The 23,682-nt window shown below is 71.3% G+C and carries 19 protein-coding genes; 8 read left to right on the top strand and 11 right to left on the bottom strand.

All coding sequences use genetic code 11. The features are described 5' to 3' along the window. Positions 1–13 precede the first annotated feature (13 nt). Together ruvX and LG388_RS03030 are read right to left on the bottom strand one after the other, a co-directional pair. Positions 14–424 carry a Holliday junction resolvase RuvX gene (gene ruvX, locus LG388_RS03035; RefSeq protein WP_225781357.1) on the bottom strand — a complete coding sequence of 137 codons (411 nt, stop codon included), beginning with the start codon at positions 422–424 and terminating at the stop codon, positions 14–16. Beyond that, on the bottom strand, positions 421–1,056 hold the full coding sequence (locus LG388_RS03030; RefSeq protein ID WP_225781356.1) for a YqgE/AlgH family protein: 636 nt from the start codon (positions 1,054–1,056) through the stop codon (positions 421–423). Before LG388_RS03030 ends, ruvX begins: the two co-directional genes overlap by 4 nt. Between LG388_RS03030 and LG388_RS03025 the strand changes: the two genes are divergently transcribed. Beyond that, complete coding sequence (locus LG388_RS03025; protein WP_225781355.1) at positions 1,055–2,665, top strand: deoxyribodipyrimidine photo-lyase; 1,611 nt, start codon at positions 1,055–1,057, stop codon at positions 2,663–2,665. The genes LG388_RS03030 and LG388_RS03025 overlap by 2 nt on opposite strands. A gap of 74 nt (positions 2,666–2,739) precedes the next feature. Here the strand turns inward: LG388_RS03025 and LG388_RS03020 are convergent, their stop codons facing one another. The 6 genes from LG388_RS03020 to LG388_RS02995 form a co-directional block, all read right to left on the bottom strand. Next, positions 2,740–9,351: an Hpt domain-containing protein gene (locus tag LG388_RS03020; protein ID WP_370630102.1), complete on the bottom strand. Its 6,612-nt coding sequence runs from the start codon at positions 9,349–9,351 to the stop codon at positions 2,740–2,742. A 92-nt stretch (positions 9,352–9,443) separates the two neighbouring features. Then, the gene (locus tag LG388_RS03015; RefSeq protein ID WP_225781353.1) at positions 9,444–11,789 is read right to left on the bottom strand and encodes a methyl-accepting chemotaxis protein; all 2,346 of its coding nucleotides are present in this window, start codon (positions 11,787–11,789) and stop codon (positions 9,444–9,446) included. Between the two features lie 31 nt (positions 11,790–11,820). Further along, entirely contained in the window at positions 11,821–12,357 is a 537-nt protein-coding gene (locus tag LG388_RS03010) for a chemotaxis protein CheW (protein WP_225781352.1), read from the bottom strand. A gap of 159 nt (positions 12,358–12,516) precedes the next feature. Then, positions 12,517–12,882, bottom strand: coding sequence for a PleD family two-component system response regulator (locus LG388_RS03005; RefSeq protein ID WP_225781351.1), 366 nt, complete (start codon positions 12,880–12,882; stop codon positions 12,517–12,519). Between the two features lie 12 nt (positions 12,883–12,894). Continuing rightward, positions 12,895–13,293: a PleD family two-component system response regulator gene (locus LG388_RS03000; RefSeq protein ID WP_225781350.1), complete on the bottom strand. Its 399-nt coding sequence runs from the start codon at positions 13,291–13,293 to the stop codon at positions 12,895–12,897. A gap of 83 nt (positions 13,294–13,376) precedes the next feature. Further along, the gene (locus LG388_RS02995) at positions 13,377–13,547 is read right to left on the bottom strand and encodes a rubredoxin (RefSeq protein ID WP_225781349.1); all 171 of its coding nucleotides are present in this window, start codon (positions 13,545–13,547) and stop codon (positions 13,377–13,379) included. A gap of 110 nt (positions 13,548–13,657) precedes the next feature. Here LG388_RS02995 and LG388_RS02990 point away from each other — a divergent pair, with 110 nt between their 5' ends. The 5 genes from LG388_RS02990 to LG388_RS02970 all read left to right on the top strand — a co-directional run bounded on the left by LG388_RS02990 (position 13,658) and on the right by LG388_RS02970 (position 19,198). Beyond that, positions 13,658–14,629 carry a bifunctional hydroxymethylpyrimidine kinase/phosphomethylpyrimidine kinase gene (locus LG388_RS02990; protein WP_225781348.1) on the top strand — a complete coding sequence of 324 codons (972 nt, stop codon included), beginning with the start codon at positions 13,658–13,660 and terminating at the stop codon, positions 14,627–14,629. Positions 14,630–14,710: 81 nt separating this feature from the next. Beyond that, entirely contained in the window at positions 14,711–15,997 is a 1,287-nt protein-coding gene (hemL, locus tag LG388_RS02985) for a glutamate-1-semialdehyde 2,1-aminomutase (protein WP_225781347.1), read from the top strand. Positions 15,998–16,160: 163 nt separating this feature from the next. Next, complete coding sequence (locus LG388_RS02980) at positions 16,161–16,514, top strand: hypothetical protein (protein ID WP_225781346.1); 354 nt, start codon at positions 16,161–16,163, stop codon at positions 16,512–16,514. A gap of 174 nt (positions 16,515–16,688) precedes the next feature. Further along, complete coding sequence (locus LG388_RS02975) at positions 16,689–17,846, top strand: carboxynorspermidine decarboxylase (RefSeq protein ID WP_225781345.1); 1,158 nt, start codon at positions 16,689–16,691, stop codon at positions 17,844–17,846. Between the two features lie 44 nt (positions 17,847–17,890). Further along, positions 17,891–19,198, top strand: a complete 1,308-nt coding sequence (locus LG388_RS02970; RefSeq protein WP_225781344.1) for a saccharopine dehydrogenase family protein — start codon at positions 17,891–17,893, stop codon at positions 19,196–19,198. A gap of 220 nt (positions 19,199–19,418) precedes the next feature. Here LG388_RS02970 and purH read toward each other — a convergent pair whose 3' ends face one another. Genes purH through dusB form a run of 3 tightly spaced genes read right to left on the bottom strand, consistent with a single transcriptional unit; the run spans position 19,419 to position 22,462 of the window. Further along, complete coding sequence (gene purH, locus LG388_RS02965; RefSeq protein WP_225781343.1) at positions 19,419–21,026, bottom strand: bifunctional phosphoribosylaminoimidazolecarboxamide formyltransferase/IMP cyclohydrolase; 1,608 nt, start codon at positions 21,024–21,026, stop codon at positions 19,419–19,421. Positions 21,027–21,084: 58 nt separating this feature from the next. Next, positions 21,085–21,321, bottom strand: a complete 237-nt coding sequence (locus LG388_RS02960; protein ID WP_225781342.1) for a Fis family transcriptional regulator — start codon at positions 21,319–21,321, stop codon at positions 21,085–21,087. A 58-nt stretch (positions 21,322–21,379) separates the two neighbouring features. Next, complete coding sequence (gene dusB / locus LG388_RS02955; RefSeq protein WP_225781341.1) at positions 21,380–22,462, bottom strand: tRNA dihydrouridine synthase DusB; 1,083 nt, start codon at positions 22,460–22,462, stop codon at positions 21,380–21,382. A gap of 238 nt (positions 22,463–22,700) precedes the next feature. On the opposite strand from dusB, the gene LG388_RS02950 reads away from it, so the two are divergent. Both LG388_RS02950 and LG388_RS02945 read left to right on the top strand, forming a co-directional pair. Continuing rightward, a complete protein-coding gene (locus LG388_RS02950; protein ID WP_225781807.1) occupies positions 22,701–23,171 on the top strand; it encodes a YqaA family protein in 471 nt (156 codons plus the stop codon). 26 nt (positions 23,172–23,197) lie between these two features. Next, complete coding sequence (locus tag LG388_RS02945) at positions 23,198–23,680, top strand: tRNA (cytidine(34)-2'-O)-methyltransferase (protein WP_225781340.1); 483 nt, start codon at positions 23,198–23,200, stop codon at positions 23,678–23,680. Positions 23,681–23,682 lie beyond the last annotated feature (2 nt).

The raw sequence follows: 23,682 nt of genomic DNA, 5'->3' as shown, positions 1-23,682 counted from the left end.
GGATGGCTGGGTTTCAATCCAGGCCGCGCAGGAACTGTTCAAGGATGATGCAGGCGCTGGCCGCGTCGGCATCGCGCGCGCCGCCGGCCAGCGCCTCGGTGGTGCTGTAGCGCTCGTCCACCTCGTACACCGGCAGGCCGAAGCGGCCGTGCAGCTGGCGCGCGAACTTGCGCGCGGCGCGGGTGTTCTCGTGCTCGGCCCCGTCGGGATGGAAGGGCACGCCCACCACCAGGGCGTCGGGCTGCCACTCGCGGATGCGCGCCTCGATCTGCGCGAAACGGGCGTCGCCCTTGGCGGCGATGGTGGCCTGCGGCGTGGCGCTGCCCAGCAGGCGGTTGCCGCTGGCCACGCCCGTGCGCTGGGTGCCGAAATCGAAAGCCAGGAAGGACCGATGCTGCGCGGAAACGGGGGCAGGCGGGTTCACGCGTGCCCCGCTTCGGGCGAGAGTTTCCACGCCTCCAGTCCGAGCAGCGACAGCGCCTTGTCATAGCGCTGCTCGATGGGCGTGTCGAAGATCACGGCCGGATCGGCGCCCACGGTGAGCCAGCTGTTCTCGGCCAGTTCGGATTCGAGCTGGCCCTCTTCCCAAGCCGAGTAGCCCAGCGTGACCAGCACCTTGCGCGGCCCGGCGCCGGTGGCCATGGCTTCCAGCACGTCGCGCGAGGTGGTCATCTCCAGCCCGCCCGGGATGGTCATGGTGGACGCATAGACGGCGGCCGGCAGGTCCTCGCCCTCCGCCGTCGGTGCGCGGGCCGGCGCGCCCTGCACGGTGCCCACCACGGGCTCGTGCAGCACGAAGCCCCGCTCGATCTGCACGGGGCCGCCCTGGAACACCGGCGCGTCGTCGAGGTCGGGGCGCGCGAGCTGCAGGTCCACCTTCTCGAACAGGCCCTTGAGCTTGATGTCGCTGGGCTTGTTGATGATGAGCCCGAGCGCGCCGCGCTCGCTGTGCTCGCAGAGGTAGACCACGCTGCGGACGAAGGACGGGTCCTGCAGCCCCGGCATCGCGATCAGGAAGTGATGCGTGAGATTGATCGGGGCAGAATCGCTGGCCATGCCCCCGATTTTACTGGCCGTCGACAAGCGCTTTTCCCGCGGCCTGGTCTGGTTCCGGCGCGACCTGCGCGCGCACGACCACGCGGCCCTGTACCGCGCCCTGCGCGCCTGCGAGGAAGTGCTGTGCGTCTTCGTGTTCGACCGCGCCATCCTCGACCCGCTGCCCGGGCAGGATCCGGCCCCGCGCGCGGACGGCCTGCGCAGCGACCGGCGGGTGGAGTTCATCCTGGAATCGGTGAAGGCGCTGCAGGCGCGGCTGCGGGACATGGGCGGCCAGCTGCTGGTGCGCCACGCGGTGGCCGAAGAGGAAGTGCCGCGCCTGGCGCAGGCGCTGCAGGTGCAGGCCGTCTTCGCCAACCGCGACGACGAGCCCGATGCGCTGGCGCGCGACGCGCGCGTGCTGGGCGCGCTGGCCAACGCGGGCATCAGCTTCCACACCTTCAAGGACCACTGCATCTTCGAGCGCGACGAAGTGGTGAGCCAGGCCGAGACGCCGTACACGGTCTTCACCCCCTACAAGCGCGCGTGGCTGGCCAAGGTCGACGACTTCTTCCTCAAGGCCTACCCGGTGCGCCACCATGCGCAGGCGCTGATCCGCCTGAGTGCCGCGCAGCTGAAGGCCGCCTTGCCCGAGACCAGCGCTCCCGAGGGCCTGCCCACCCTGGCCGACCTGGGCTTCGCGCCCACCAACCTGCCCGCGCTCCGAATCGCGCCGGGCACCGAAGGCGGCGCGGCCATGTTCGAGGAATTCTTCGAGCGCATCGACCGCTACGGCCAGGCGCGGGACTACCCCGCCGTGCGCGGGCCCAGCTACCTGGGCGTGCACCTGCGCTTTGGCACCCTGTCGATCCGCGAAGTGGTCGCGCCTGCGCACCAGTTGGCGCTGCAGGGCAACGCGGGCGCGGCCGCGTGGGTGAGCGAGCTGATCTGGCGCGACTTCTACCTGCAGCTGCTGTCGCACCATCCGCAGATCGCCAAAGGCCGCAGCTTCAAGCCGGCCTACGACCGCATCCAGTGGCTGCACGGCAAGCACGCCGACGCCCTCTTCGCCGCCTGGTGCGAAGGCCGCACCGGCTATCCGCTGGTGGACGCGGCCATGCGGCAGTTGACGCGAACCGGCTACATGCACAACCGGCTGCGCATGGTCACGGCCAGCTTTCTGTGCAAGGACCTGGGGCTGGACTGGCGGCGCGGCGAGGCCTGGTTCGCGCGCCACCTCAACGATTTCGAGCTGGCCTCCAACAACGGCGGCTGGCAATGGGCCAGCTCCAGCGGCTGCGACGCGCAGCCCTGGTTCCGCATCTTCAACCCGGTCGCGCAAAGCGAGCGCTTCGACCCCGACGGCAAGTTCATCCGCCGCTACGTGCCCGAGATCGCGGCGCTGGACGACAAGCTCATCCACGCGCCCTGGAAGGCGACGCCGGTCGAGCTGGAGGCCGCCGGCATCCACTTGGGCGAGCACTATCCGCGGCCCGTGGTCGACCATGCGCAGGCGCGCGAGGAGACGCTGGCGCGCTATGCGGTGGTGAAGGAGGGCGCGCCGCCTGCACGCGGCGCGGCGCCGAAGAAGCGCGCCGGCGCAGCGACGGCGGCGGGCCCCCGGCACTGAGCGCCTGCCATCCCTGGCAGGTGGCCGCCTGAGGCGGCGCCGCCGGGACGCTTCGGCGCCCTGCCCGCGCCGCCTCAGGCGGCCACCTGCCCCTGCTCGGCGAAGTGCCGCACCAGGCTCAGCAGTTCCTCTTCCGCATAGGGCTTGCCCAGGTAGTGGTCCACGCCCAGTTCGCGCGCGTGGTCGCGGTGCTTCTCGGCAATGCGCGAGGTGATCATGATGATCGGCAGGCCGGCCAGGGCGGCGTCGGCCCGGATGTTGCGCGCCAGGTCGAAGCCGTCCATGCGCGGCATCTCGATGTCCGACAGCACCACGGTCGGGCGCTCCTGCTGCAGCCGCTCCAGCGCCTGCAGGCCGTCGGCCGCCAGCGCCACGCGGTAGCCTTCGCGCTGCAGCAGGCGCTGCGTGACGCGGCGCACCGTGATCGAGTCGTCCACCACCAGCACCAGCGGAACCTGCGAGGCGGCCTGCGCCTGCGGCACCGCAGCCGCCGGGCCTCGCGGCCCCAGATCGGCAGCGGGCCGGTCCGCGGCGGGTGCCGCCGGCTCGGCCGCACTGCGCTGCAGTGCACGGGCGGTGTCGCCATGCAGCGCGGCCAGGGCCACCGGGTTGTAGATCAGCGCCACCGCGCCCGAGGCCAGCACCGAGATGCCGGCCATGCCGGGCACGCGCGCCAGCTGCGGGCCCAGGTTCTTCACCACCACTTCCTGGTTGCCCAGCACTTCGTCCACGTGCAGCGCCAGCCGCTGCGCGGCGCTTCGCACGATGACGATGGTGTTGGTGCGCCCCGGCGCCTGCGCGCTCTGCGCACTGGACTGCAGCAGCGCGCCGCTCCAGTAGAAGGGCACATCTTCGCCGCCGAAGGGGTAGCTTTGCTGCGCGTAGGCGCGGGCCAGATCGTCGGCGCTGGCGCGCTGCACCAGCTCGACCAGGTTGGACGGCACGCCCACCGTGTTCTCGCCCGAACGCAGCATCACCACGTGCGTGACGGCGGTGGTCAGCGGCAGCACGAGGCGGAACTCGGTGCCCAGGCCGTCGGTGCTGTGCGTCTCGATGCGCCCGCCCAGCGCCGCCACTTCGGCGCGCACCACGTCCATGCCGATGCCGCGGCCGGCCAACTCGGACACTTGGGTGGCCGTAGAAAAGCCCGGACGGAAGATCAGTTCGGCCGCCTCGGCCGCGCTCAGTTCGCGCGCCTGGTTCGCGTCCACCAGCCCCAGGGCCTGGGCGCGCGCCAGGATGCGCTCGCGCTGCAGGCCGGCGCCGTCGTCGGCGAAGCGCACCGACACGTCGTTGCCTTCCTGCGCCAGCGTGATGCGCACCAGGCCCACCGGGTCCTTGCCGGCCTGCGCACGCACGGCCGCGTCCTCGATGCCGTGCGCCACGCAGTTGCGCAGCAGGTGCTCGAAGGCCGGCGTCATGCGGTCGAGCACGCCGCGGTCCATCTCGATGCTGCCGCCCGTGATGTCCAGACGCACCTGCTTGCCCGTGTCCTTGGAGGCCTGGCGCGTGACGCGGTACAGGCGGTCGGCCAGGCTCTCGAACTCGACCATGCGCGTGCGCAGCAGGCCGCGCTGCAGTTCGCGCGTCTGGCGCGCCTGCGCGGCCAGGCCGTCTTCGGCCGCCTGCACGGTCTTTTGCAAGGTGCGCTGCACGGTGGCCACGTCGTTCACCGACTCGGCCATCATGCGCGTCAGCTCCTGCACCCGCGTGAAGCGGTCGAACTCCAGCGGGTCGAAGCTCTGCTGCGTGTCCTTGGTCTGGGCCAGGCGCGACTGCATCTGGCTCTCGGCCTGCACTTCCACGTCGCGCAGCTGCTGGCGCAGGCGGTCCAGGTTGCCGGTCAGCTCGGCCAGCGAACCCGTCAGCTGGCGCAGCTCGGCCTCCATGCGCGAGCGCGTGATGATGACCTCGCCGGCCTGCGACACCAGGCGGTCCAGCAGCTGGGTGCGCACGCGCACCGTCTGCCCGGAACCGGCGCGCGCGGCGCCCAGGCGCAGCGTGGACGGCGGCAGCAGCGGCGCCGCCGGTCCCGGGGGCGCGGCAGCGGCTTCGGCCGCTTCCCCATCGGGCGCGGGCGCGCCATCGTGGGCAGCGGCGGCGCTTTCGGGCGCGGCATCGGCCGCCCCGGCGCTCACCGGCGCCAGGTCTTCGAGGAAGGTGCTGCCCGGCACGGCCGGCGCGGCGGCCACCGCGGCAGCCGCGCGCTGCGCGAGTTCGGCCTGGCCGGCCTGGTCCGCCATGCGCAGGCCGTCGAAGGTGGCCTGCAGGCCGTCGAAGCGCGCGCTCAGCGCCTCGATGGCGCCGCGCTCGCCGGCATCGACGGCGATGGCCTCGATGGCCGATTCCATGCGGTGCGCGCGTTCGCCCAGGCGCATGGCGCCGGCCAGGCGCGCGCTGCCCTTCAGGGTGTGCAGCGTGCGCAGCGCCGCGGTGCGCGGGCCGGCATCGGCCGGATGCTGCGTCCACTGCTGCAGGGCCCGGGCCAGTTCGGGCAGCAGCTCGGCGGCTTCTTCCTCGAACACCGGGAACAGGTCCGGGTCCACGGCATCCTCGACGTCGATGGCTTCATCGCTGTCCTCCAGCGCTGCGTCCATCGCGCGCCCGGCCGTAGGGGCGGTGGCAACTGCCGGGCCGCGCTCGAAGCCCGAGGACGACGAGGCCCAGGGCGCCTGGGCCGGCGCGGCCGCGGGCCGCTCGGGCGCCATGACCAGTTCACGCAGCGCATGCAGCACCAGCGGATCCGGCTCCTTCAGGAAGCCGGCCGCGAACTGGTGCAGCAGCCGGCGCACTTCGTTGGCCGCGGCGACCAGCGTCGCGCCCTGCGCGGCGGTGCCGCCGCCGTGGTTGCGCAGGTGCTGCAGCGCGGCCTCGAACAGGCGCGCCATGCCCGACAGGCCCTGGAAGCCGACGGTCGCCGAACTGCCGGCCAGCGAATGCGCCAGGCCGACGGTGCTGTCGGCGATGGTTTCATAAGGCTGCAGGGCCCATTCGCCGACGTCGTTGGCAAGCTGGCGCGACCATTCGTCGGCCTCGTTGAGGTAGACGTTGTAGAGCGCGATGCCGATGCGCAGCGGACCGATGACCTTGACCGCGTCCTCGGCGGAAGCGACCAGCGCGGGGGGCGGCACCGGCGCGGCGGCCGCCGCCGGATGCCCGGGCTCGGGCTCGGGCAGAACGGCCGGCTCGGCCTCGGGCGCGGACGGGACTGCGGCATCGTCCGCCGGCGCGCCGGCGGCAGCGGCCGGTTCTGGCGCCGGCTCCGGCGAGACCTGCGCTTGCAGCAGCGCCTCGGTCAGCGCGCTTTCCGGCAGGAAGACGGGCTCGGCGGCCGGCTCGGGGACCTGTTCCGACGCGGCCGCGGCGGGCGCGGGCAGGTCGATGACGGCGTCCAGGGCGGAAGCGGCCAGGGGCGCGGCCGGTGCGGCATCGTCTGCCGTCGCCGTCGCAGAGGCTTCTTCGGCCGCTGCCTCCGGGGCCGGCTGCGGCGCGGGCCCGGCAGGATCGGCCGGCGCCAGGGAAAGGCCGGCGAGGGCCGGCGCGCGGGCTTCCGCCTCCGCGGCCGCGGGCGCTTCCTCGCCGGGATCCAGCGACGGCGGCGCGGCGGTCACCGCTTCCGGCTCGGTCGGCGCCGCAGGCGTGGGCTCCAGCAGCTTGCCCGGCTGCGTCTCGCCGGCATCGGGGCCCAGCGGATCGGCCGGTCCGGCGGCCTTGCGCGGCTGCCCCTCCTCGGTCCAGTCGGCGGGCAGCGTGAAGGCCAGGGGCTCGGCGTGCGAGGCCGGCGCGGCCGCAGGGGGCGCAGGCCGGCGCACGGCATCGAGGAAGTCGATCTCGCCCAGCGCCAGCGAATCCGCCTCGCTGCGCGCGGACGGCTCTTCGTAGATCGGATGCAGGATGTCGGTGATGGCGAAGTCGTCGCCATGCAGGTCCAGGGCCTCGGCGTCGGCGCGGCGCTCTTCGTCGCTGAGGGAAGGCGCGGGTGCGGCCGGGCCTTCGCCCGGCAGGCCGGCCAGCTGCGTGGGGGCGTCACGGTCCACGCGCGGGCCGGCGCGCAGCGTGCCTTCTTCCTCGGGCAGGAAATCCAGGTCCGGCAGGTCTTGCAGCCCGCGCTGCGGTGCCGCGGGCGTGGCCGCTGGCGCAGCCACCGGAGCGCCGTCGCCCAGGTCCAGATCCAGCTCAAGATCCGGCAGCTCGAAGCGCGGGGCCTCTTGCGGCGGTGCGGACGGCGCCTCGGCCGCCGGCGCGGGCGCGGGGGCGGCCCCGGCGTCTTCTCCCGCCGCGATCTGGCGGGCGGCGACGGCGAGCGCGGCGGCGTCGTTGAGGTGGCGCGCGGCCAGCGCCGGCGAAGCCTCGCCGCGGGCCAGCGCTTCGGCTGCCGCGCGCATCGGGCCGGGCTCCCAGCCATGCGGTTCGTTGCGGGCGATGGCGTCGGCCCACTGGCGGAAGCTTTCCAGCGCCTCGGCGGCGCCGTCCAGCAGTTCGGGCGTGGCGGACCGCTGGTCGGCCAGCCAGGTGTTGAGCACCTGCTCGTAGGCCCAGGCGGCTTCGCCGTAGTCCATGAGCCCGACCATGCGCGAGCTGCCCTTGAGCGTGTGGAAGGCGCGGCGCAGCACCGTGAGCTCGCTCGTGTCGGACGGGTTGTTGCGCAGCGCGGCGACGGCGTCGCGGCCGTTGTGCAGCACTTCGCTGGCCTCTTCCAGGAAGATGGCCTGCAGGTCGTCTTCGTCGAGTTCGTTGACCTCGGTGTGCGGCAGCACGTCGAGCGAGGCGGGGCCGGCGATCTTGTGGTCCCAGCTGCTGGCGGCCTGGACGAAGGCGTCCAGGCCCGCCGCGGGCTGGGCCGGCCTGGCGGCCTTCGCCGGTGCCGCCAGCGCGGCCAGCTTGGCCGCGATCTGCTTGTCCACGTCCTCGACGCTGAGCACGGTGTCGGTCTGCGGCGCGGCGCTGCCCGCGGCCACGCCGGCATCGGCGCCGATGCCGTGCACCGGCGTGTCTTCGAGCTGGCGGCCCATCAGTGGCTTGAGCTCGCCGCGCACCTCGTCGAACACGAACAGGCGGCGCGCCAGGCCGGGCTGGTAGCCCAGCATGTCGATCAGGAAGCCCAGGGCGCCGAGGTTGTTGCCCAGCAGGTCATAGTCCTCGGGCTCGGCGGCGCCGCGCTGCGCCATCAGGTCCTCGACCTCCTCGCGCATGCGCTGCACGGTCTGCGAGGCCTGCTCCAGCCCCAGCACCGAGAACACGCCGCGCATCTGCTGCAGCTGGCCCGGCACGGTGCGCAGCAGCCCCTTCTCGCCCGGGCGTCGGAAGAACTGGTCCAGCGATTTCTCGAGCTCCGACAGATGGGCGCGCAGCTCGTCGACGATGGAGCCCATGGTCTGGCGGTCGCTCACGCGGCGGTAGAGCTCCTCCATCCAGGGCTCGAGCGGCTCCGACTTGCCGCCTTCGCGGGCGCGCTCGATGCGCGCGGCCAGTTGCACCGTGCGGGCCGTGAGCTGGCGGTCCTGCGGGTCCAGGTCCTCGAAGGCCGCCTCCAGGTACAGCACCGAGGTGGCCACTTCCATGGCCAGTTCGGTCGACGGCGCCTGGCCCGAACGGGCCGAGGCCTCCACCGCATGCTGGAGCGCCTGTGCCATGGGCGCGCTGGCCGGATGCAGCTTGTGCAGCGACTCGCCCAGCTGCGCGAAGCTGTCGGCGACCTGGCGCACGCTCTGCGTGTCGCCGCCGGCCAGCCGGGTCCACATTTCCTTGGCGGTCTCGATGCGCTTGCGCGCCTGGGCCAGGGCCGCGGGGTCGAAGCGGCCGAACTGGACGGCGCCGTAGTTGATCGCCTCGTGGTTCTGCACGCCCCACGCCACGCGCACGGCGCGCAGCATCTGGGCGGCTTCGCGCGGGCCGGGCACGGCCTGCGCACAGAAGAACAGCAGGTCCTGCCCCAGGCGCTCGGACACGGCCGAATCGCCGCGTGCGAGCGTGGTGTACTGCAGCAGCACGCGCGAGGCCGCGAGTTTCACGTAGCTGTCGGTGGGTAGCAGGCCCAGCGACAGCGCTTCGAAGAAGCCCGAGGCCAGCATCCAGAAGCTGGCGATCCTCGGCTGCGTGACGCCCAGGCCCAGGCTCAGGCAGAGCGCGCCCAGGTGGCGCGCGGCTTCCTCGTCGCCGCTCTTGACGACCTTGAGGATGTCGCGGTCGAAGGCCGAGCGCACGGCCGGGCCGTAGGCCACCGCGCGGTGGCCCTTGGGGCGCTGCACCTCGGCCCACACCCAGGGGTAGTTCCACAGGTCGGCCGGATGCACGCGCTCGTTGCCCACCTGTTCCAGCACTTCGCGGTACTGCGGGAACAGGCCGACCGAGGACACCCGCTTGCCGGCCAGCACGGCGCCGATGAAGTCGGTCAGCGCAAAGCCCGCCTGCTCGATGCGGCCCACGCGCTCGTCGGTGCAGCGGCCGGGCTCGTCGACGAACTGGCGCACCGCGAGTTCCATCGCGCCCAGCAGGCGCGCGGGCGCGCCATGGCCCACCATCTGCAGCACGCCCACGGCCTGGTGCAGCTGCTGGCGCGCCATGCGCAGCACGCCGGCCGCTTCCTCGTGCGACAGGCCCTGCTCCCGCGCCACGCGCCGCAGCGACTTGACCGCGGTGTCGACGGACTTCTGGATTTCGCCGTGGACCCAGGCCAAGGGCCCCAGATCTTCGGAGGCCGGCGCGTTGCCGGCGACGGGCGCTTGAGCGGACGAGGAAATGGGCACGATGGACAGCTCGGCAGGAAATCGGGCGACGGTCAGGCGATCTTGAAGCGCGCCACCGACTGGCGCAGCTCTTCGGCCATGTGCGACAGCTCGCGCACCTGGCGCGCCGTGGCGCGCGTGCCTTCGCCGGTCTGCTCGGTCACGGCGAAGATGTGCTGGATGTTGGCCGCCACCACGTTGGCCGACTCGGCTTCGCGGGAGGCCGATTGCGAGATCTGCTCGATCAGGTCGGCCAGCCGGCGCGACACGCTGTCGATCTCGGTCAGGGCCGTGCCGGCGTTGTCGGACAGCTTGGCCCCCTGCACCACGCCCTGCGTGGAACGCTCCATGGCGCCCACCGCGTCCTGCGTGTCGGTCTGAATGGCCTTCACCAGCGCCGCGATCTGGCGCGTGGCGTCCGCGGAGCGTTCGGCCAGCCGCTGCACTTCTTCCGCCACCACCGAGAAGCCGCGGCCGGCGTCGCCGGCCGAGGCGGCCTGGATGGCGGCGTTCAGCGCCAGCACGTTGGTCTGTTCGGTGATGTCCGAGATCAGCTCGGTGATTTCACCGATCTCCTGCGAGGACTCGCCTAGGCGCTTGATGCGCTTGGAGGTTTCCTGGATCTGGTCGCGGATGGCGTTCATGCCGCCGATGGCGTTCTGCACGGCGTCCAGGCCGGACGAGGCCGCCTGCAGCGACTGGCGCGCCACCGCGGCGGATTCCTGCGCCTGGGCGGACACGCCGTTGATGCGCTCGGCCATGGTCAGCACGGACTGGCCGGTCTCGCGGATTTCGCGCAGCTGTTCGGTCGACGCGGCGAGCAGCTCGGTCGAGGTGCTTTCCACCTGCGAGGTGGTCTGGGCCACGCGGGCGGCCGTGTTCTGCACGTTGCCCACCAGGATGCGCAGTTCTTCCACCGTGTAGTTCACCGAGTCGGCGATGGCACCGGTGATGTCCTCGGTCACCGTCGCCTCGTGCGTCAGGTCGCCTTCGGCCACCGTCTGCAGCTCGTTCATCAGGCGAAGAATGGCGGCCTGGTTGGCGGTGTTGACGCGGTTGGCTTCCTCGCTCAGGCGTTCGGCTTCCAGGCGCTCCTGTTCGGCGGCGGCGGCGCGCAGGCGGCCTTCGCGCACCTGCACGTAACCGATGGCGGCGGCCAGGCCCAGCGAGGCCAGCGACAACAGCGCCAGCAGGGCCAGCGTGCCGCCGCCCAGGCCCGAGCGCTGCGACAGCTTGCCCTGCAGCTCGCCCAGCGCCACGCGCAGGGGTTCGCTGTCGGCCAGGATGGTGGCCTGCGCCTCGCGCGCCGCGACCAGGCCCTGCAGGTTGCCCAGGATGCCGCCGGCTTCCGTGCGCGTTTCTTCGTAGCTCTTGAGCAGCGCCTCCAGCTGCTGGCGGGTCTGCGCCTCGCGGGTGCCCGGCAGGCGCAGCTGGGCGCTGCCGTCCAGCAGGCCGCGGGCGATCTCCTGGAAGCTGTTCAGGTCCTTGCCCAGCAGGAACACGGCGTCGGGGCTCACGCCTTCCACCGTCAGGAATTCGTTGGCCGACTTGCCGATGCGCTGCGTCAGCATCACGAGCTGGCCGGCGGCCGCGATCTCGGGCAGCGAGGCACCCTGCTGCATCTTCAGCGAGGACACGGTTTCGCTCATCTCCAGCAGTTCGGAGGACTGGCGGTTGATGGTGCGCAGGGCGGTGCCGACCTTGGTCAGCGTGGGCTTCTGGTCCAGCACCACCTTGGCGCTGGCCGAGGCGCGGCTGACCAGCGGCTGGATCTTGGCCATGTCACCGGAGAAGTCGGTGCCCAGCGCCTCCAGCTTCAGGCCCTCGTCGCCCGAGGCCAGGCCGTTCACGCGGCGCTGCAAGTCACCCGCGCTGTCCTGCACCTCCGCGAAAGCCGACTCGCTGCCCACCAGGGCCTGCGAGACCGACTTGGCCAGGCGCTGCGACTGCATCAGCGACTGGCCGCTGGAGGCCACCTGCTGCGCCAGCCGGTCCGCCGACACGATCGAGTAGCCGGCCACCACCAGCAGGGCCAGCACCGAACCGGCCAGGCCCAGGGCCAGCATGCGCTGCCGCCGGGCCAGGCCGCTGCTGCGGCTTTCGACCGCCGGCATCGCCTCGGCGGCGGCTGCGGCGGCGTCGGGCGTGGCGGCGGTCAGCGCGGGCTGCTCGACAGGCTCGTCGAAATTGCGGCTGGGCGCGAAGTCCACCGGCGCGTCGTACACGCTGGGCGGATCCGAAGCCTTGTCCTTGCGCGGGATGTAGACCGTGCGCTCCTCGGGCGACTGCACCGTGTCGGCGTTGTCGATCACGAGCGCCGCCGCATCGGCGGGGGGCACATCACCGCCTTCGGGCTTGGCGGGCAGCAACTTCTTGAACTTGTCGGCGATCGAATTCACGGTCGGTCCTTGTTGTGGTGACGGGCGCCGCTCAGGCGCCGATGCTCAGAAACTCGGGCTGGCCGGCCAGCACCTGCAGGTTCAGCTCCTGCCAGCTTTCGCCCTGCGCCGTGCGGTAGGTGGCGCCCAGCCAGGGTGGCGCCCCCTCGGCCGGCGCCTGCGAGGTGGCGAAGGCCTCCACGCCGCGCAAGCCCACGAGCCGGTCGACGACCAGCGCGCAATTGACTTCCAGCACGTCGTTGAAGGCCACCAGCCGGGCCTGCTCGCGCGCGGCGTCGGCCATCGGGCCGGCCGGCGGGCGCGAAGGCGGCTCGCCCAGGAAGGCGGACAGCTGGGCCACCCCCCACAGGCCACCGCGCAGGTTGGCCACGCCCAAGAACCAGGGTTGCGTGTAGGGCACCGGGGTGGGCGCCGTCCAGGGGAAGATCTCGCCCGCCTGGCCGAGCGGGAAGAGGTAGCGGCCGCTGCCGGCCTCCACGGCCAGCCAGGCGGCGACGTTGGTGGCGTGCGCGGACTGCAGGCGGCTCGCCAGCCGGGCCTGGAACTCTCGGAGGGCTTCGCGGGCCATGTCAGCTTTCCGTGGGGCCGCTTGCAGCGGGCGTCACGCGCGCGCCCGCCCGTGCGGCTTTTTTCTCAAGGCCGCCGGGCAAGGAGCTGCGCCGGGCCGCCGGGTGCGCCCCCCGCCCGCAGGCGGCGGGGGAGCCGCGAAGCGGCTCGGGGGGTGTGCTCATGCCAGCGCCTGGATCTTGGCCAGCAGTTCGGCGGCCTGCACCGGCTTGACGATGTAGTCGCGCGCGCCCTGGCGCATGCCCCAGACGCGGTCGGTTTCCTGGTTCTTGCTGGTGCACAGGATCACGGGCACCTGCGCGAACTGCGGGTTGCGCGCCAGCGCCCGGGTGAGCTGGAAACCGTTCTGGCCCGGCATGACCACGTCCATGAGGATCAGGTCCGGCTTGTCCGCCTCGAGCTTGCTCATGGCGTCATCCGCGTTCTCGGCGGTGCGCACGGCGAAGCCGTTCTTCTGCAGCAGCTCGGACAGAAACATCAACTCGGTCTTCGAGTCGTCCACAACGAGGATTTTCTGGATGGGCATCGTCTTTCCTTATCAGGCGGCCGCCTGGCTGGCGGCGCCGAACTGCTGCACGGCCTGCAGCAGCTGTTCCTTGGTGAAGGGTTTGGTCAGGTAGTCCTGCGAGCCGACCATGCGGCCGCGCGCCTTGTCGAACACGCCGTCCTTGGACGAGAGCATGACCACCGGCACGTGGGTGAAATGGGCGTTGCGCTTGATGATGGCGCAGGTCTGGTAGCCGTCCAGGCGCGGCATCAGGATGTCGCAGAAAATGAGCTGCGGCTTGTGGTCGTTGACCTTGGACAGCGCGTCGTAGCCGTCTTCAGCGAGCAGCACTTCGTGCCCGCCCTGCTTGAGGAAGATCTCGGCGCTGCGCCGAATCGTGTTGCTGTCGTCGATGACCAGCACCTTGAAACCCGAACCGTTCGTGCTCATGGGCACACACTCCTCATTCGCGCCAAAACCCGGCCAGGCCATGTCACCATGACATGCCCGGCGAGCCTGCAGCCTGTGGGGCCTCAGATCTCGACCATCTCGAAATCTTCCTTGCGCGCGCCACACTCGGGGCAGGTCCAGTTCATGGGCACTTGCTCCCAGGCCGTGCCGGGGGCAATACCATCCTCAGGCACCCCCGCCGCCTCGTCGTAGATCCACCCGCAGATCAGGCACATCCAGGTTTTGGTGTTCATCGCAGCTTACGAGCCTTGTACATAGAATGCAACGATTGTATCTAGACGTCTCCACCCTCAGCGGGGTCGGCGTCGCGAATCCGCCACCTTGCGAGCGCTCGGAGCCCGTCATGAATACGCGCTTACTACCGCCGCAGGACGCATCGGAGGGCGATGTTAACGGCGCCCCCGGCGCGTCCGACGAGGGCGCACAGACGGCCGACGACGGCGCGCAGCCGGCCTGTGTCCTGGTGTTCAACGCCAGCGATCCGAGCGGTGCCGGCGGGCTCAGCGGCGACGCCCTGGCCATCGGGTCGGTGGGCGCTCACATGCTGGGCGTGGTGACGGGCGCCTATGCGCGCGACACCGCGCAGATCTTCGACCATTTCGCCTTCGACGAGGAGCATGTGGCCGAGCAGGCCCGTGCCATCCTGGAGGACGTGACGGTGCAGATCATCAAGGTCGGCTTCGTGGGCAGCCCCGACAACCTGGGCCGGGTGGCCGAGATCGCCTCGGATTACGCGGACGTGCCGCTGGTCGCCTACATGCCGCACCTGGCGTGGTGGGAAGACGACGCGATCGAAAGCTACCTGGACGCCTTCCGCGACCTGCTGCTGCCGCAGACCACCGTGCTGGTGGGCAACCACAGCACGCTCTGGCGCTGGCTGCTGCCCGACTGGTCCGGCGACCGGCCGCCCTCGGCACGCGACATCGCGCGCGCCGCCGGCGAACACGGCGTGCCCTACACCCTGGTGACGGGCATCGTGCGGCCCGATCCCTTCATCGAGAACGTGCTGGCCTCGCCCAGCGCGGTGCTGGTGACCGAGAAGTACGAGCGGCTGGAGGCCATCTTCAGCGGCGCCGGCGAAACGCTGTCGGCCGCCCTGTCCGCCCTGCTGGCCACCGGCACCGAACTGAATGCGGCCGCCAGCGAAGCGCTGGCCTACATGGACCGCTGCCTGGACGAGGGCTTTCGCCCCGGCATGGGCCACGTGCTGCCCGACCGCCTGTTCTGGGCCCAGCCCGACCCCGAGGAGGGTGGCGAGGAAGCCGGCGACGCCCCGCCCGACTTCGCGCTGCCTGCCCACGACACCCGACACTAGAGACACCAGATGAAGCACCCCCGGGAGGCTTCGCTGCGCTCGCCGGCCCAGAGATTGCCTGCAGCGCCATCGCACACTGACATGACCACCGACACCAACACACAACTTTTCGAACGCGCCCGCGCCGTGATTCCCGGCGGCGTCAACTCGCCCGTGCGGGCCTTCAAGGCCGTGGGCGGCACGCCGCGCTTCATCGCCCGCGCCCAGGGCGCCTACATGTGGGACGCGGCCGGTGCGCGCTACATCGACTACATCGGCTCCTGGGGGCCGATGATCCTGGGCCACGGCCACCCGGCCGTGATCGAGGCCGTGCAGCGCGCCGTGACCGAGGGCCTGTCCTTCGGCGCGCCGACCGAGCGCGAGATCGAGCTGGCCGAGGCCATCCTCGCGCTGATGCCTTCGATGGAGATGGTGCGGCTGGTCAGTTCCGGCACCGAAGCTGGCATGAGCGCCATCCGCCTGGCGCGCGGCGCGACGGGCCGCAAGCGCATCATCAAGTTCGAAGGCTGCTACCACGGCCATGCGGACGCGCTGCTGGTCAAGGCCGGCTCGGGCCTGGCCACCTTCGGCCAGAGCACCTCGGCCGGCGTGCCCGAAGAGGTGGTGCAGCACACGCTGGTGCTGGAGTTCAACAACGTCGCGCAGCTCGAAGAAGCGTTCTCGCTGCACGGCGCCGACATCGCGGGCCTGATCATCGAAGCCATCGCCGGCAACATGAACTTCGTGCGCGCCACGCCCGAGTTCGCGCGGCGCTGCCGCGAGCTGTGCACGCAGCATGGCGCGCTGCTGATCGTGGACGAGGTGATGACGGGCTTTCGCGTGGGGCTCGGCGGCGCGCAGGGCGTGCTGGGCATCACGCCCGACATCACGGTGCTGGGCAAGGTGATCGGCGGCGGCATGCCGCTGGCGGCCTTCGGCGGCCCGCGCGCGATCATGGAGCAGATGGCCCCCGTGGGCCCGGTCTACCAAGCCGGTACGCTGTCGGGCAACCCCGTGGCCACGGCCTGCGGGCTGGCCACGCTCAAGGAGATCGCCAGGCCCGGCTTCTACGAAGCGCTGGGTGCCAAGACCCAGTCGCTGGTGCAAGGCCTGCAGGCCGCGGCCGACGAGGCCGGCGTGCCCTTCTGCACCGAAAGCGAAGGCGGGATGTTCGGCTTTTTCCTGCTGCCCGAGCTGCCGCGCAACTACGGCGCCGTGATGAAGAGCGACAGCGCGAAGTTCAACGCCCTCTTCCATGGCCTGCTGGACCGCGGCGTCTACATCGCCCCGGCGCTGTACGAAGCCGGCTTCGTGAGCGCGGCCCACACCGACGAGGACATCGCGGCCACGGTGGCGGCGGCACGCGAGGCTTTCCGCACGCTGGGCTGACCGCGCGCGGCATGCGGCGGGGCCGGCTGCGGCGCGCACCGCCGCTGGCGGCCATCCTTTCGTCCCCTACGCCCTTCGCGGGCGGGCGGGGCATGCGGTAGGATCGCCAGTTCTGGGCCCGCCACCGCGCGGGCCTTTCCATCTGCTGGTTGGGGAGGACGCCATGAACACCGACGCCCTCTTCCAATTGGGGATCGTCTCAGTTGCGCTGAACACCTCCCAAGAGGAAGAACATCACCCGGGCCACCCGCTGCGGTGGCCCTTGCGCGCGCATGCGCGCAAGTCCAGAGCGCGCGCGCATGCGTGCAAGTCCACGGCGCGCGCGCCTGCGTGCAAGTCCACGGCGCCCGCGCCTGCGCGCAAGTCCACGGCGGCGCGCACGCATGCGCGCCCCTCGACGACGACCCGCGCGCCCGTGCGCACGAACCTCCAGCGCCCGGCCCATCGGCCCGCGGCCACGCGCCTGCACCGGCATCCGATGCAGGACCAGGTCTGCCAGAGCCGAACACCGGCCTGAGTCCGTAGCCGCCGCCTTCGGCGCGCGCGGGCTCAGCAGCCCTTCGTCGTACGCACGCACGCGCACTGCCGCGCTGCGCCTTCCAGCACCGGCCTTCCGGCCACGCGACCTGCCTGCCTTTCCCCTGCGGCCCCGGCCGCGCCGGGCCGGGCCGCTTCCTCCGCTTTCTTCCGCATGACCCCGACCGCCCTTCAGACGCCCTACTACCTGATCGACAAGGCCGCGCTGCGCCGCAACCTGGAACAGGCGGCCCGCCTGCGCGAGCTTTCCGGCGCCCGCATCCTGCTGGCGCTCAAGTGCTTCGCCACCTGGCCCGTGTTCGACCTGATGCGCGACTACCTCGACGGCACCACGTCCTCCTCCCTGTTCGAGCTTCAGCTGGGCCGGCAGAAGTTCGGCGGCGAAACGCACGCCTACAGCGTGGCCTGGTCCGAGCACGAGATGGCCGACGCGGTGGCGCATGCCGACAAGATCATCTTCAATTCCGCCTCGCAGCTGCAGCGGCTGGGCCACCACGCGGCCGCCATCCCGCGCGGCCTGCGCCTGAACCCGCAGGTGAGCGCGGCCGGCTACGACCTCGCCGATCCCGCGCGCCCCTTCAGCCGCCTGGGCGAGTGGGACCTGGCGCGCGTGGAAAGCGTGATGGACCGGCTCGACGGCTTCATGATCCACAACAACTGCGAGAACCGCGACTTCGCGCGCTTCGATGCGCTGCTTGGCCAGGTGGAGGAGCGCTTCGCGCCGCTGCTGGCGCGCGTGGACTGGGTCAGCCTGGGCGGCGGCATCCATTTCACCGCGCCCGGCTACCCGCTGCAGGCCCTGGCCGCGCGGCTGCGCGCCTTCTCGGAGCGCCACGGCGTGCAGGTCTACCTGGAGCCCGGCGAGGCCCTGGCGCAGCACAGCGCCACGCTGGAAGTGACGGTGCTGGACACGCTGCACAACGGCAAGGCGCTGGCGGTGGTGGATGCCGCCACCGAATCGCACATGCCGGACCTGCTGATCTACCGCCTGCAGGCCGCCGGCATTGACCTGGTGCGCGACGAACCCGTCATCGGCACGCCCGTGACGGCGCCGGCCGGCGCCGCGCCGCAGCGCACCCTGGTCTGCGGCAAGACCTGCCTGGCCGGCGACGTGTTCGGCGAGTACGACTTTGCGCGCGCCCTGGTGCCGGGCGACCGGCTGTCGGTGCGCGATGCCGCGGGCTACACGATGGTCAAGAAGAACTGGTTCAACGGCGTGGCGATGCCCGCCATCGCCGTGCGCGAGCTGGACGGCCAGGTGCGCCTGGTGCGCCGCTTCGGCTACCAGGACTACGTGGACAGCCTGGGCTGAACCGCGCGCCCCTCACCCTCTGCCCCAGAAAGGAGAAGCGAAGCATGAAGAAGAATGTCCTGATCATCGGCGCCGGCGGCGTGGCCCACGTGGTGGCGCACAAATGCGCGCAGCACAACGCCCAGCTGGGCGACCTCCACATCGCCTCGCGCACCGTGCCCAAATGCCGGGCCGTCGTCGAGTCGGTGAGGGCGAAGGGCAGCCTGCAGCAGCCGGGCGTGCTGCAGGCGCATGCGCTCGATGCGCGGGACGTGCAGGCCACGGCCGCGCTGATCCGCGCCACGGGCGCGCGCATCGTGATCCAGGCCGGCTCGTCCTTCCTCAACATGGCCGTGCTCTCGGCCTGCATCGCCACCGGCGCGGCCTACATCGACACCGCCATCCACGAGGACCCGGACAAGGTCTGCGAAACGCCGCCCTGGTACGCCAACCACGAATGGAAGCGCCGCGAGGAATGCGCCGCGGCCGGCGTGACGGCGGTGCTGGGGATCGGCTTCGACCCGGGCGTGGTCAATGCGTATGCGCGCCTGGCCCGCGACCTGTTCTTCGACCGCATCGAGGCCATCGACATCATCGACACCAACGCGGGCTCGCACGGCCGCTGGTTCGCGACCAACTTCGATCCGGAGATCAATTTCCGCGAATTCACGGGCACGGTGTGGTCGTGGCAGAACCGGCAGTGGACGCCCAACCGCATGTTCGAGGTGCGGCAGGACTGGAACCTGCCGGCCGTGGGCACGCAGACCACCTACCTCACGGGGCATGACGAACTGCATTCGCTCTCGAGCCTGCTCGACGTGCCCGACATCCGCTTCTGGATGGGCTTTTCCGACCACTACATCAACGTCTTCACGGTGCTGAACAAGCTGGGCCTGCTGTCCGAAAAGCCCGTGCGGCTGCAGGACGGCCAGACCGTGGTGCCGCTGCACGTGGTCAAGGCGCTGCTGCCCGATCCGGCCTCGCTCGCGCCCACCTACCAGGGCCTCACCTGCATCGGCGACAAGGTGCGCGGCACGAAGGACGGCCAGCCACGCGAGCTGTTCATCTACAACGTGTGCGACCACGCCGCGTGCTACCGCGAGGTGGGCAGCCAGGCCATCTCCTACACCGCCGGCGTGCCGGCCGTGGCCGCGGCGCGGCTGATCGCCGACGGCACGTGGGACGTGCGGCGCATGGCCAACGTGGAAGAGCTGCCGCCGCTGCCCCTGCTCACGCGCATGGAGGCCATGGGCCTGGCCACGCGCGTGCACGACGCGCAGGGCGACCGCCCGTTGGCCGAAGCCCTGCCGCATGCCGAAGCCAGCAACGATGCCGGCGCCTTGCGCGCACCGCGCCGCGTGCGCGTCGCCTGAGGAAGGGGCCGCGGGCGCGCGGCAGCGTCCGCGGCCTGGGCCTCGGCGGCCGGGCCCGCGCCGCCCCCGGCGTAGTTGCGCAGGATGAACACCGAGGTCATCAGCAGGCCCGCGATGAGCAGGGCCACGCAGGCCGCCAGCAGCACACCCATCCAGCGCGGCCGGGGCGTGTCCGCGTCATCCTCGAAACCGGGAGGGCGCGGTGGCGGTGGCGAGCCGGTCAATGGCGGAAGTGGCGCACGCCGCTGAAGACCATCGCCACGCCGCGCTCGTCGGCGGCGTCGATCACCTCCTGGTCGCGCATCGAGCCGCCGGGCTGGATCACGCAGCTCGCGCCGTGGTCGATCACCACGTCCAGGCCATCACGGAAGGGGAAGAAGGCGTCGCTCGCCACGGCCGTGCCGGCCAGCGAGAGCTTGGCGTGTTCGGCCTTGATGCTGGCGATGCGCGCCGAATCGAGGCGGCTCATCTGGCCCGCGCCCACGCCCAGGGTCATGCCGCCCTTGCAGAAAACGATGGCGTTGCTCTTCACGTACTTGGCCACCTTCCAGGCGAACAGCAGGTCCTGCAGTTGCTCCGGCGTGGGCTGCTTTTTCGTCACGACCTTGAGGTCGGCCAGTTGCAGCTCGTGGTTGTCGGCGGTCTGGATCAGCAGGCCCGAGCCCACGCGCTTGACGTCCATGGCGTTGCGGCCGTTGGCCCAGTCGGTGTCGCCGCCCGGCGGCAGTTCGATCTGCAGGATGCGCACGTTCTGCTTGGCCTTGGTGGCCTGGAACACGGCCAGCGCCTCGGGCGTGTAGCCGGGCGCCATCAGCACCTCGACGAACTGCTTGTTCACGGCCTCGGCCGCGGCCAGGTCGACCGGGCGGTTGAAGGCGATGATGCCGCCGAAGGCCGAGGTCGGGTCGGTCTGGAAGGCCTTGCTGTACGCCTGGAGCGCGTCCTCGCCGATGGCCACGCCGCAGGGGTTGGCATGCTTGACGATCACGCACGCGGGCGCATCAAAGCTCTTCACGCATTCCCAGGCCGCGTCGGCGTCGGCGATGTTGTTGTACGAGAGCTCCTTGCCCTGCAGCTGCTTGGCACTGACCAGCGAACCGGGCGCCGGGTACAGGTCGCGGTAGAAGGCGGCCTGCTGGTGCGGGTTCTCGCCGTAGCGCAGGTCCTGCAGCTTGACGAAGCGGCCGTTGCTCTGCGCCGGGAACAGCGTGCGCACGGGCGCGCTCTGGCCCTGGCTGGCGTCGAAGTCCACGGCCGACAGGAAGTCGCTGATCGCGCCGTCGTAGTCGGCGATGCGGTTGAAAGCGGCCACGGAGAAGCCGAACTTGGTCTTGGCGCTGATGCTGCCATTCGCCTTGAGTTCTTCCAGTGCGACGGCGTACTGCGAGGCATCGGTCAGCACCGCCACGTCCTTCCAGTTCTTGGCCGCGCTGCGCACCATGGCCGGGCCGCCGATGTCGATGTTCTCGATCGCGTCTTCCAGCGTGCAGCCGGCCTTGGCCACCGTCGCTTCGAAGGGGTAGAGGTTGACCACCAGCAGGTCGATGGTGGCGATGCCGTGCTGCTCGATCGCTGCCATGTGCGCCGGCAGGTCGCGGCGGGCCAGCAGGCCGCCGTGGATCTTGGGATGCAGCGTCTTCACGCGGCCGTCGAGCATTTCGGGGAAGCCGGTGTGGTCGGCCACCTCGGTCACCGGCAGGCCGGCGTCGGCCAGCAGCTTGGCGGTGCCGCCGGTCGAAAGAAGCTTCACGCCCAGCCCATGCAGCGCCTGCGCGAATTCGAGGATGCCGGTCTTGTCGGAAACGGAGAGAAGGGCCGTGAGCGCCATGGTGTTCTGCGAAAAAGGGGAAAGGGAAAAATGAAAGCGAGGCGCTGCACGCGGCCGATCACTTGATCAGGCGGTGCTCCACCAGCTTCTTGCGAAGGGTGTTGCGGTTCATGCCCAGCCACTGCGCGGCGCGCGACTGGTTGTTCTCGGCGCGGGCCATCACCACTTCCAGCAGCGGTTTTTCCACCACGCGCACCAGCATGTCGTACATGCCGTCGGGTTCGGTGCCGCGCAGGTCCTTGAAATAGTCTTCAAGACTGCCGCGCACGCACTCGTCGATCTGCTTCTTGCTCATAGGTCTGGGCCTGTTCTTCTGTGGGAGGGAAGGGCGGATTCCAGCGCAGCGCCGGCCCTCAGGCCATGGCGCAATGGGCCGGCGCGCCCTGGCGCGCACCGTCCGCGCCCTCCTCGTCCTCGGGTGAAAAAGCGTCCGGCGCCGCGGCGGGCAGGTAGTCCATCTGCGCACCCAGCACCGCAAAGAAGCGGTCCACGGCCTGCCACTGGGCCTCGGCCTCCTCGATGCGGTTCATGGCGTCGCGGAAGGCCTCGCCGCCGGGCAGCGCGCGCACGTACCAGCCGATGTGCTTGCGCGCGCTGCGCACGCCCGTGCCTTCGCCGTACAGCGCATAGTGCTCGCGCAGGTGGCCCAGCAGCGCCTGGCGCACCTCGGCCACGCGCGGCGGCGCCAGCAGGTCGCCCGTGGCCAGGAAGTGGCCGATCTCGCGGAAGATCCAGGGCCGGCCCTGCGCGGCGCGGCCGATCATGAGGGCGTCGGCGCCGGTCGCGGCCAGCACCTGGCGCGCCTTGTGCGGGCCCGTGATGTCGCCGTTGGCCACCACCGGAATGCGCACCGCGGCCTTCACGGCGGCGATGGTGTCGTACTCGGCCTGGCCCTGGTAGCCCTGCTCGCGCGTGCGGCCGTGCACCGTCAGCATCTGGATGCCCGCGCGCTCGAAGTCGCGCGCCAGCTTCACGGCGTTGCGGTGCTCGGCGCTCCAGCCCGTGCGCATCTTCAGCGTCACGGGCACGCCATGCGGCGCGGCGGCCTGCACCACCGCCTCGGCGATCGCCAGCGCCAGCGGCTCGTCGCGCATCAGCGCCGAGCCCGCCCACTTGGTGCAGACCTTCTTGGCCGGGCAGCCCATGTTGATGTCGATGATCTGCGCGCCGCGGTCGATGTTGTACTGCGCGGCCTCGGCCATCATGGCGGCGTCGGTGCCGGCGATCTGCACCGCGATCGGGCCGGGCTCGCCTTCGTGGTTGGCGCGGCGCGAGGTCTTGAGCGACGCCCACAGGTCCTTGCGCGAGGTGACCATCTCGCTCACCGCGTAGCCCGCGCCCCAGGCGCGGCACAGCATGCGGAAGGGCCGGTCCGTGACGCCCGCCATGGGCGCGACGAACAGCCGGTTCTCCAGCGCGATGGGGCCGATCTGCATGATGGGGAAGGAAGCGGGACGGTGCAGCCGCGGGCTGCTCAAAAATGAGGCAGCGATTGTAGCCAGCCGCGATTTCAGCGAATGAAATCAGGCGCCGGACAGGTGGGCGGCGCCAGACTCGCCCCCCCCACGGGGCGCGCCTGCTCGTGCCATGCGCGCACCCGCCCTGCGCCTGCGTGCGCCCGGCCTGGCCGACGACAAGGCCGCCGGGACCGCTTCCTATACTCATCGTCCACCCATGCAAGCCTGGTTCGATTCCCTGCTGGCGCTGCTCGCCCTGCCCGAGTACGGCCTGTCCACCCTCTTCTTCGTGGCCTTCGTGTCGGCCACGCTGCTGCCTCTGGGTTCGGAGCCGGCGCTGTTCGGCCTGCTGCAGCTCAATCCCGAACTGTTCTGGCCCGCCATCGCCGTGGCCACGGCCGGCAACACGCTCGGCGGCGCCGTGAGCTGGTGGATGGGCTACGGCGCGCACAAGGTGGCCGACAAGTACAGCCAGTCTTCCCACCATCTGCGCGCGCTGGCCTGGCTGGAAAAGCTGGGCCCCAAGGCCTGCCTGCTCAGCTGGCTGCCGCTCGTCGGCGACCCGCTGTGCGCGGTGGCCGGCTGGCTGCGCATGCCTTTCTGGCCCTGCGTGCTCTACATGGCGATCGGCAAGCTCGCACGCTATTTCTGCATGACGGTGGTCCTGCTCCACCTCTGGCCCAATTGAGGCGCAGGGCTTCCTGCTTCGTCCGCATGTTCCACATCGTCCTCGTCGAACCCGAGATTCCGCCGAACACCGGCAACGTGATCCGCCTGGCGGCCAACACGGGCTGCACGCTCCACCTGGTGGAGCCGCTGGGCTTTTCGATGGACGACCGGCTGCTGCGGCGCGCCGGCCTGGACTACCACGAGTACGCCGACGTGCAGCGGCATGCGGACTGGGCCGCCTTCCTCGCGCGCTGCGCGCCGGCGCGCGAGCGCCTGTTCGGCCTGAGCACGCGCGGCACCGGCAGCGTGCACGGCACGGCCTTCCGGCCCGGCGACTGGCTGGTCTTCGGCTGCGAGACGCGCGGCCTGGCGCCCGGGCTGCGCGCGCAGTTCGCGCCCGCACAGCTGCTGCGCCTGCCCATGCGCGCGGGCCAGCGCAGCCTCAATCTGTCGAACGCCGTGGCCGTGACCGTGTTCGAGGCCTGGCGGCAGAACGGGTTTGGCGGGGCGTCCTTGGGCGTCGCCTGACG

The organism is Xenophilus sp. Marseille-Q4582, assembly GCF_916700565.1.
In the GTDB taxonomy this organism is placed as follows: domain Bacteria; phylum Pseudomonadota; class Gammaproteobacteria; order Burkholderiales; family Burkholderiaceae_C; genus Xenophilus.
Note: the sequence above shows the minus strand (reverse complement) of the source record. Positions and strands in the feature narration are given on the sequence as shown.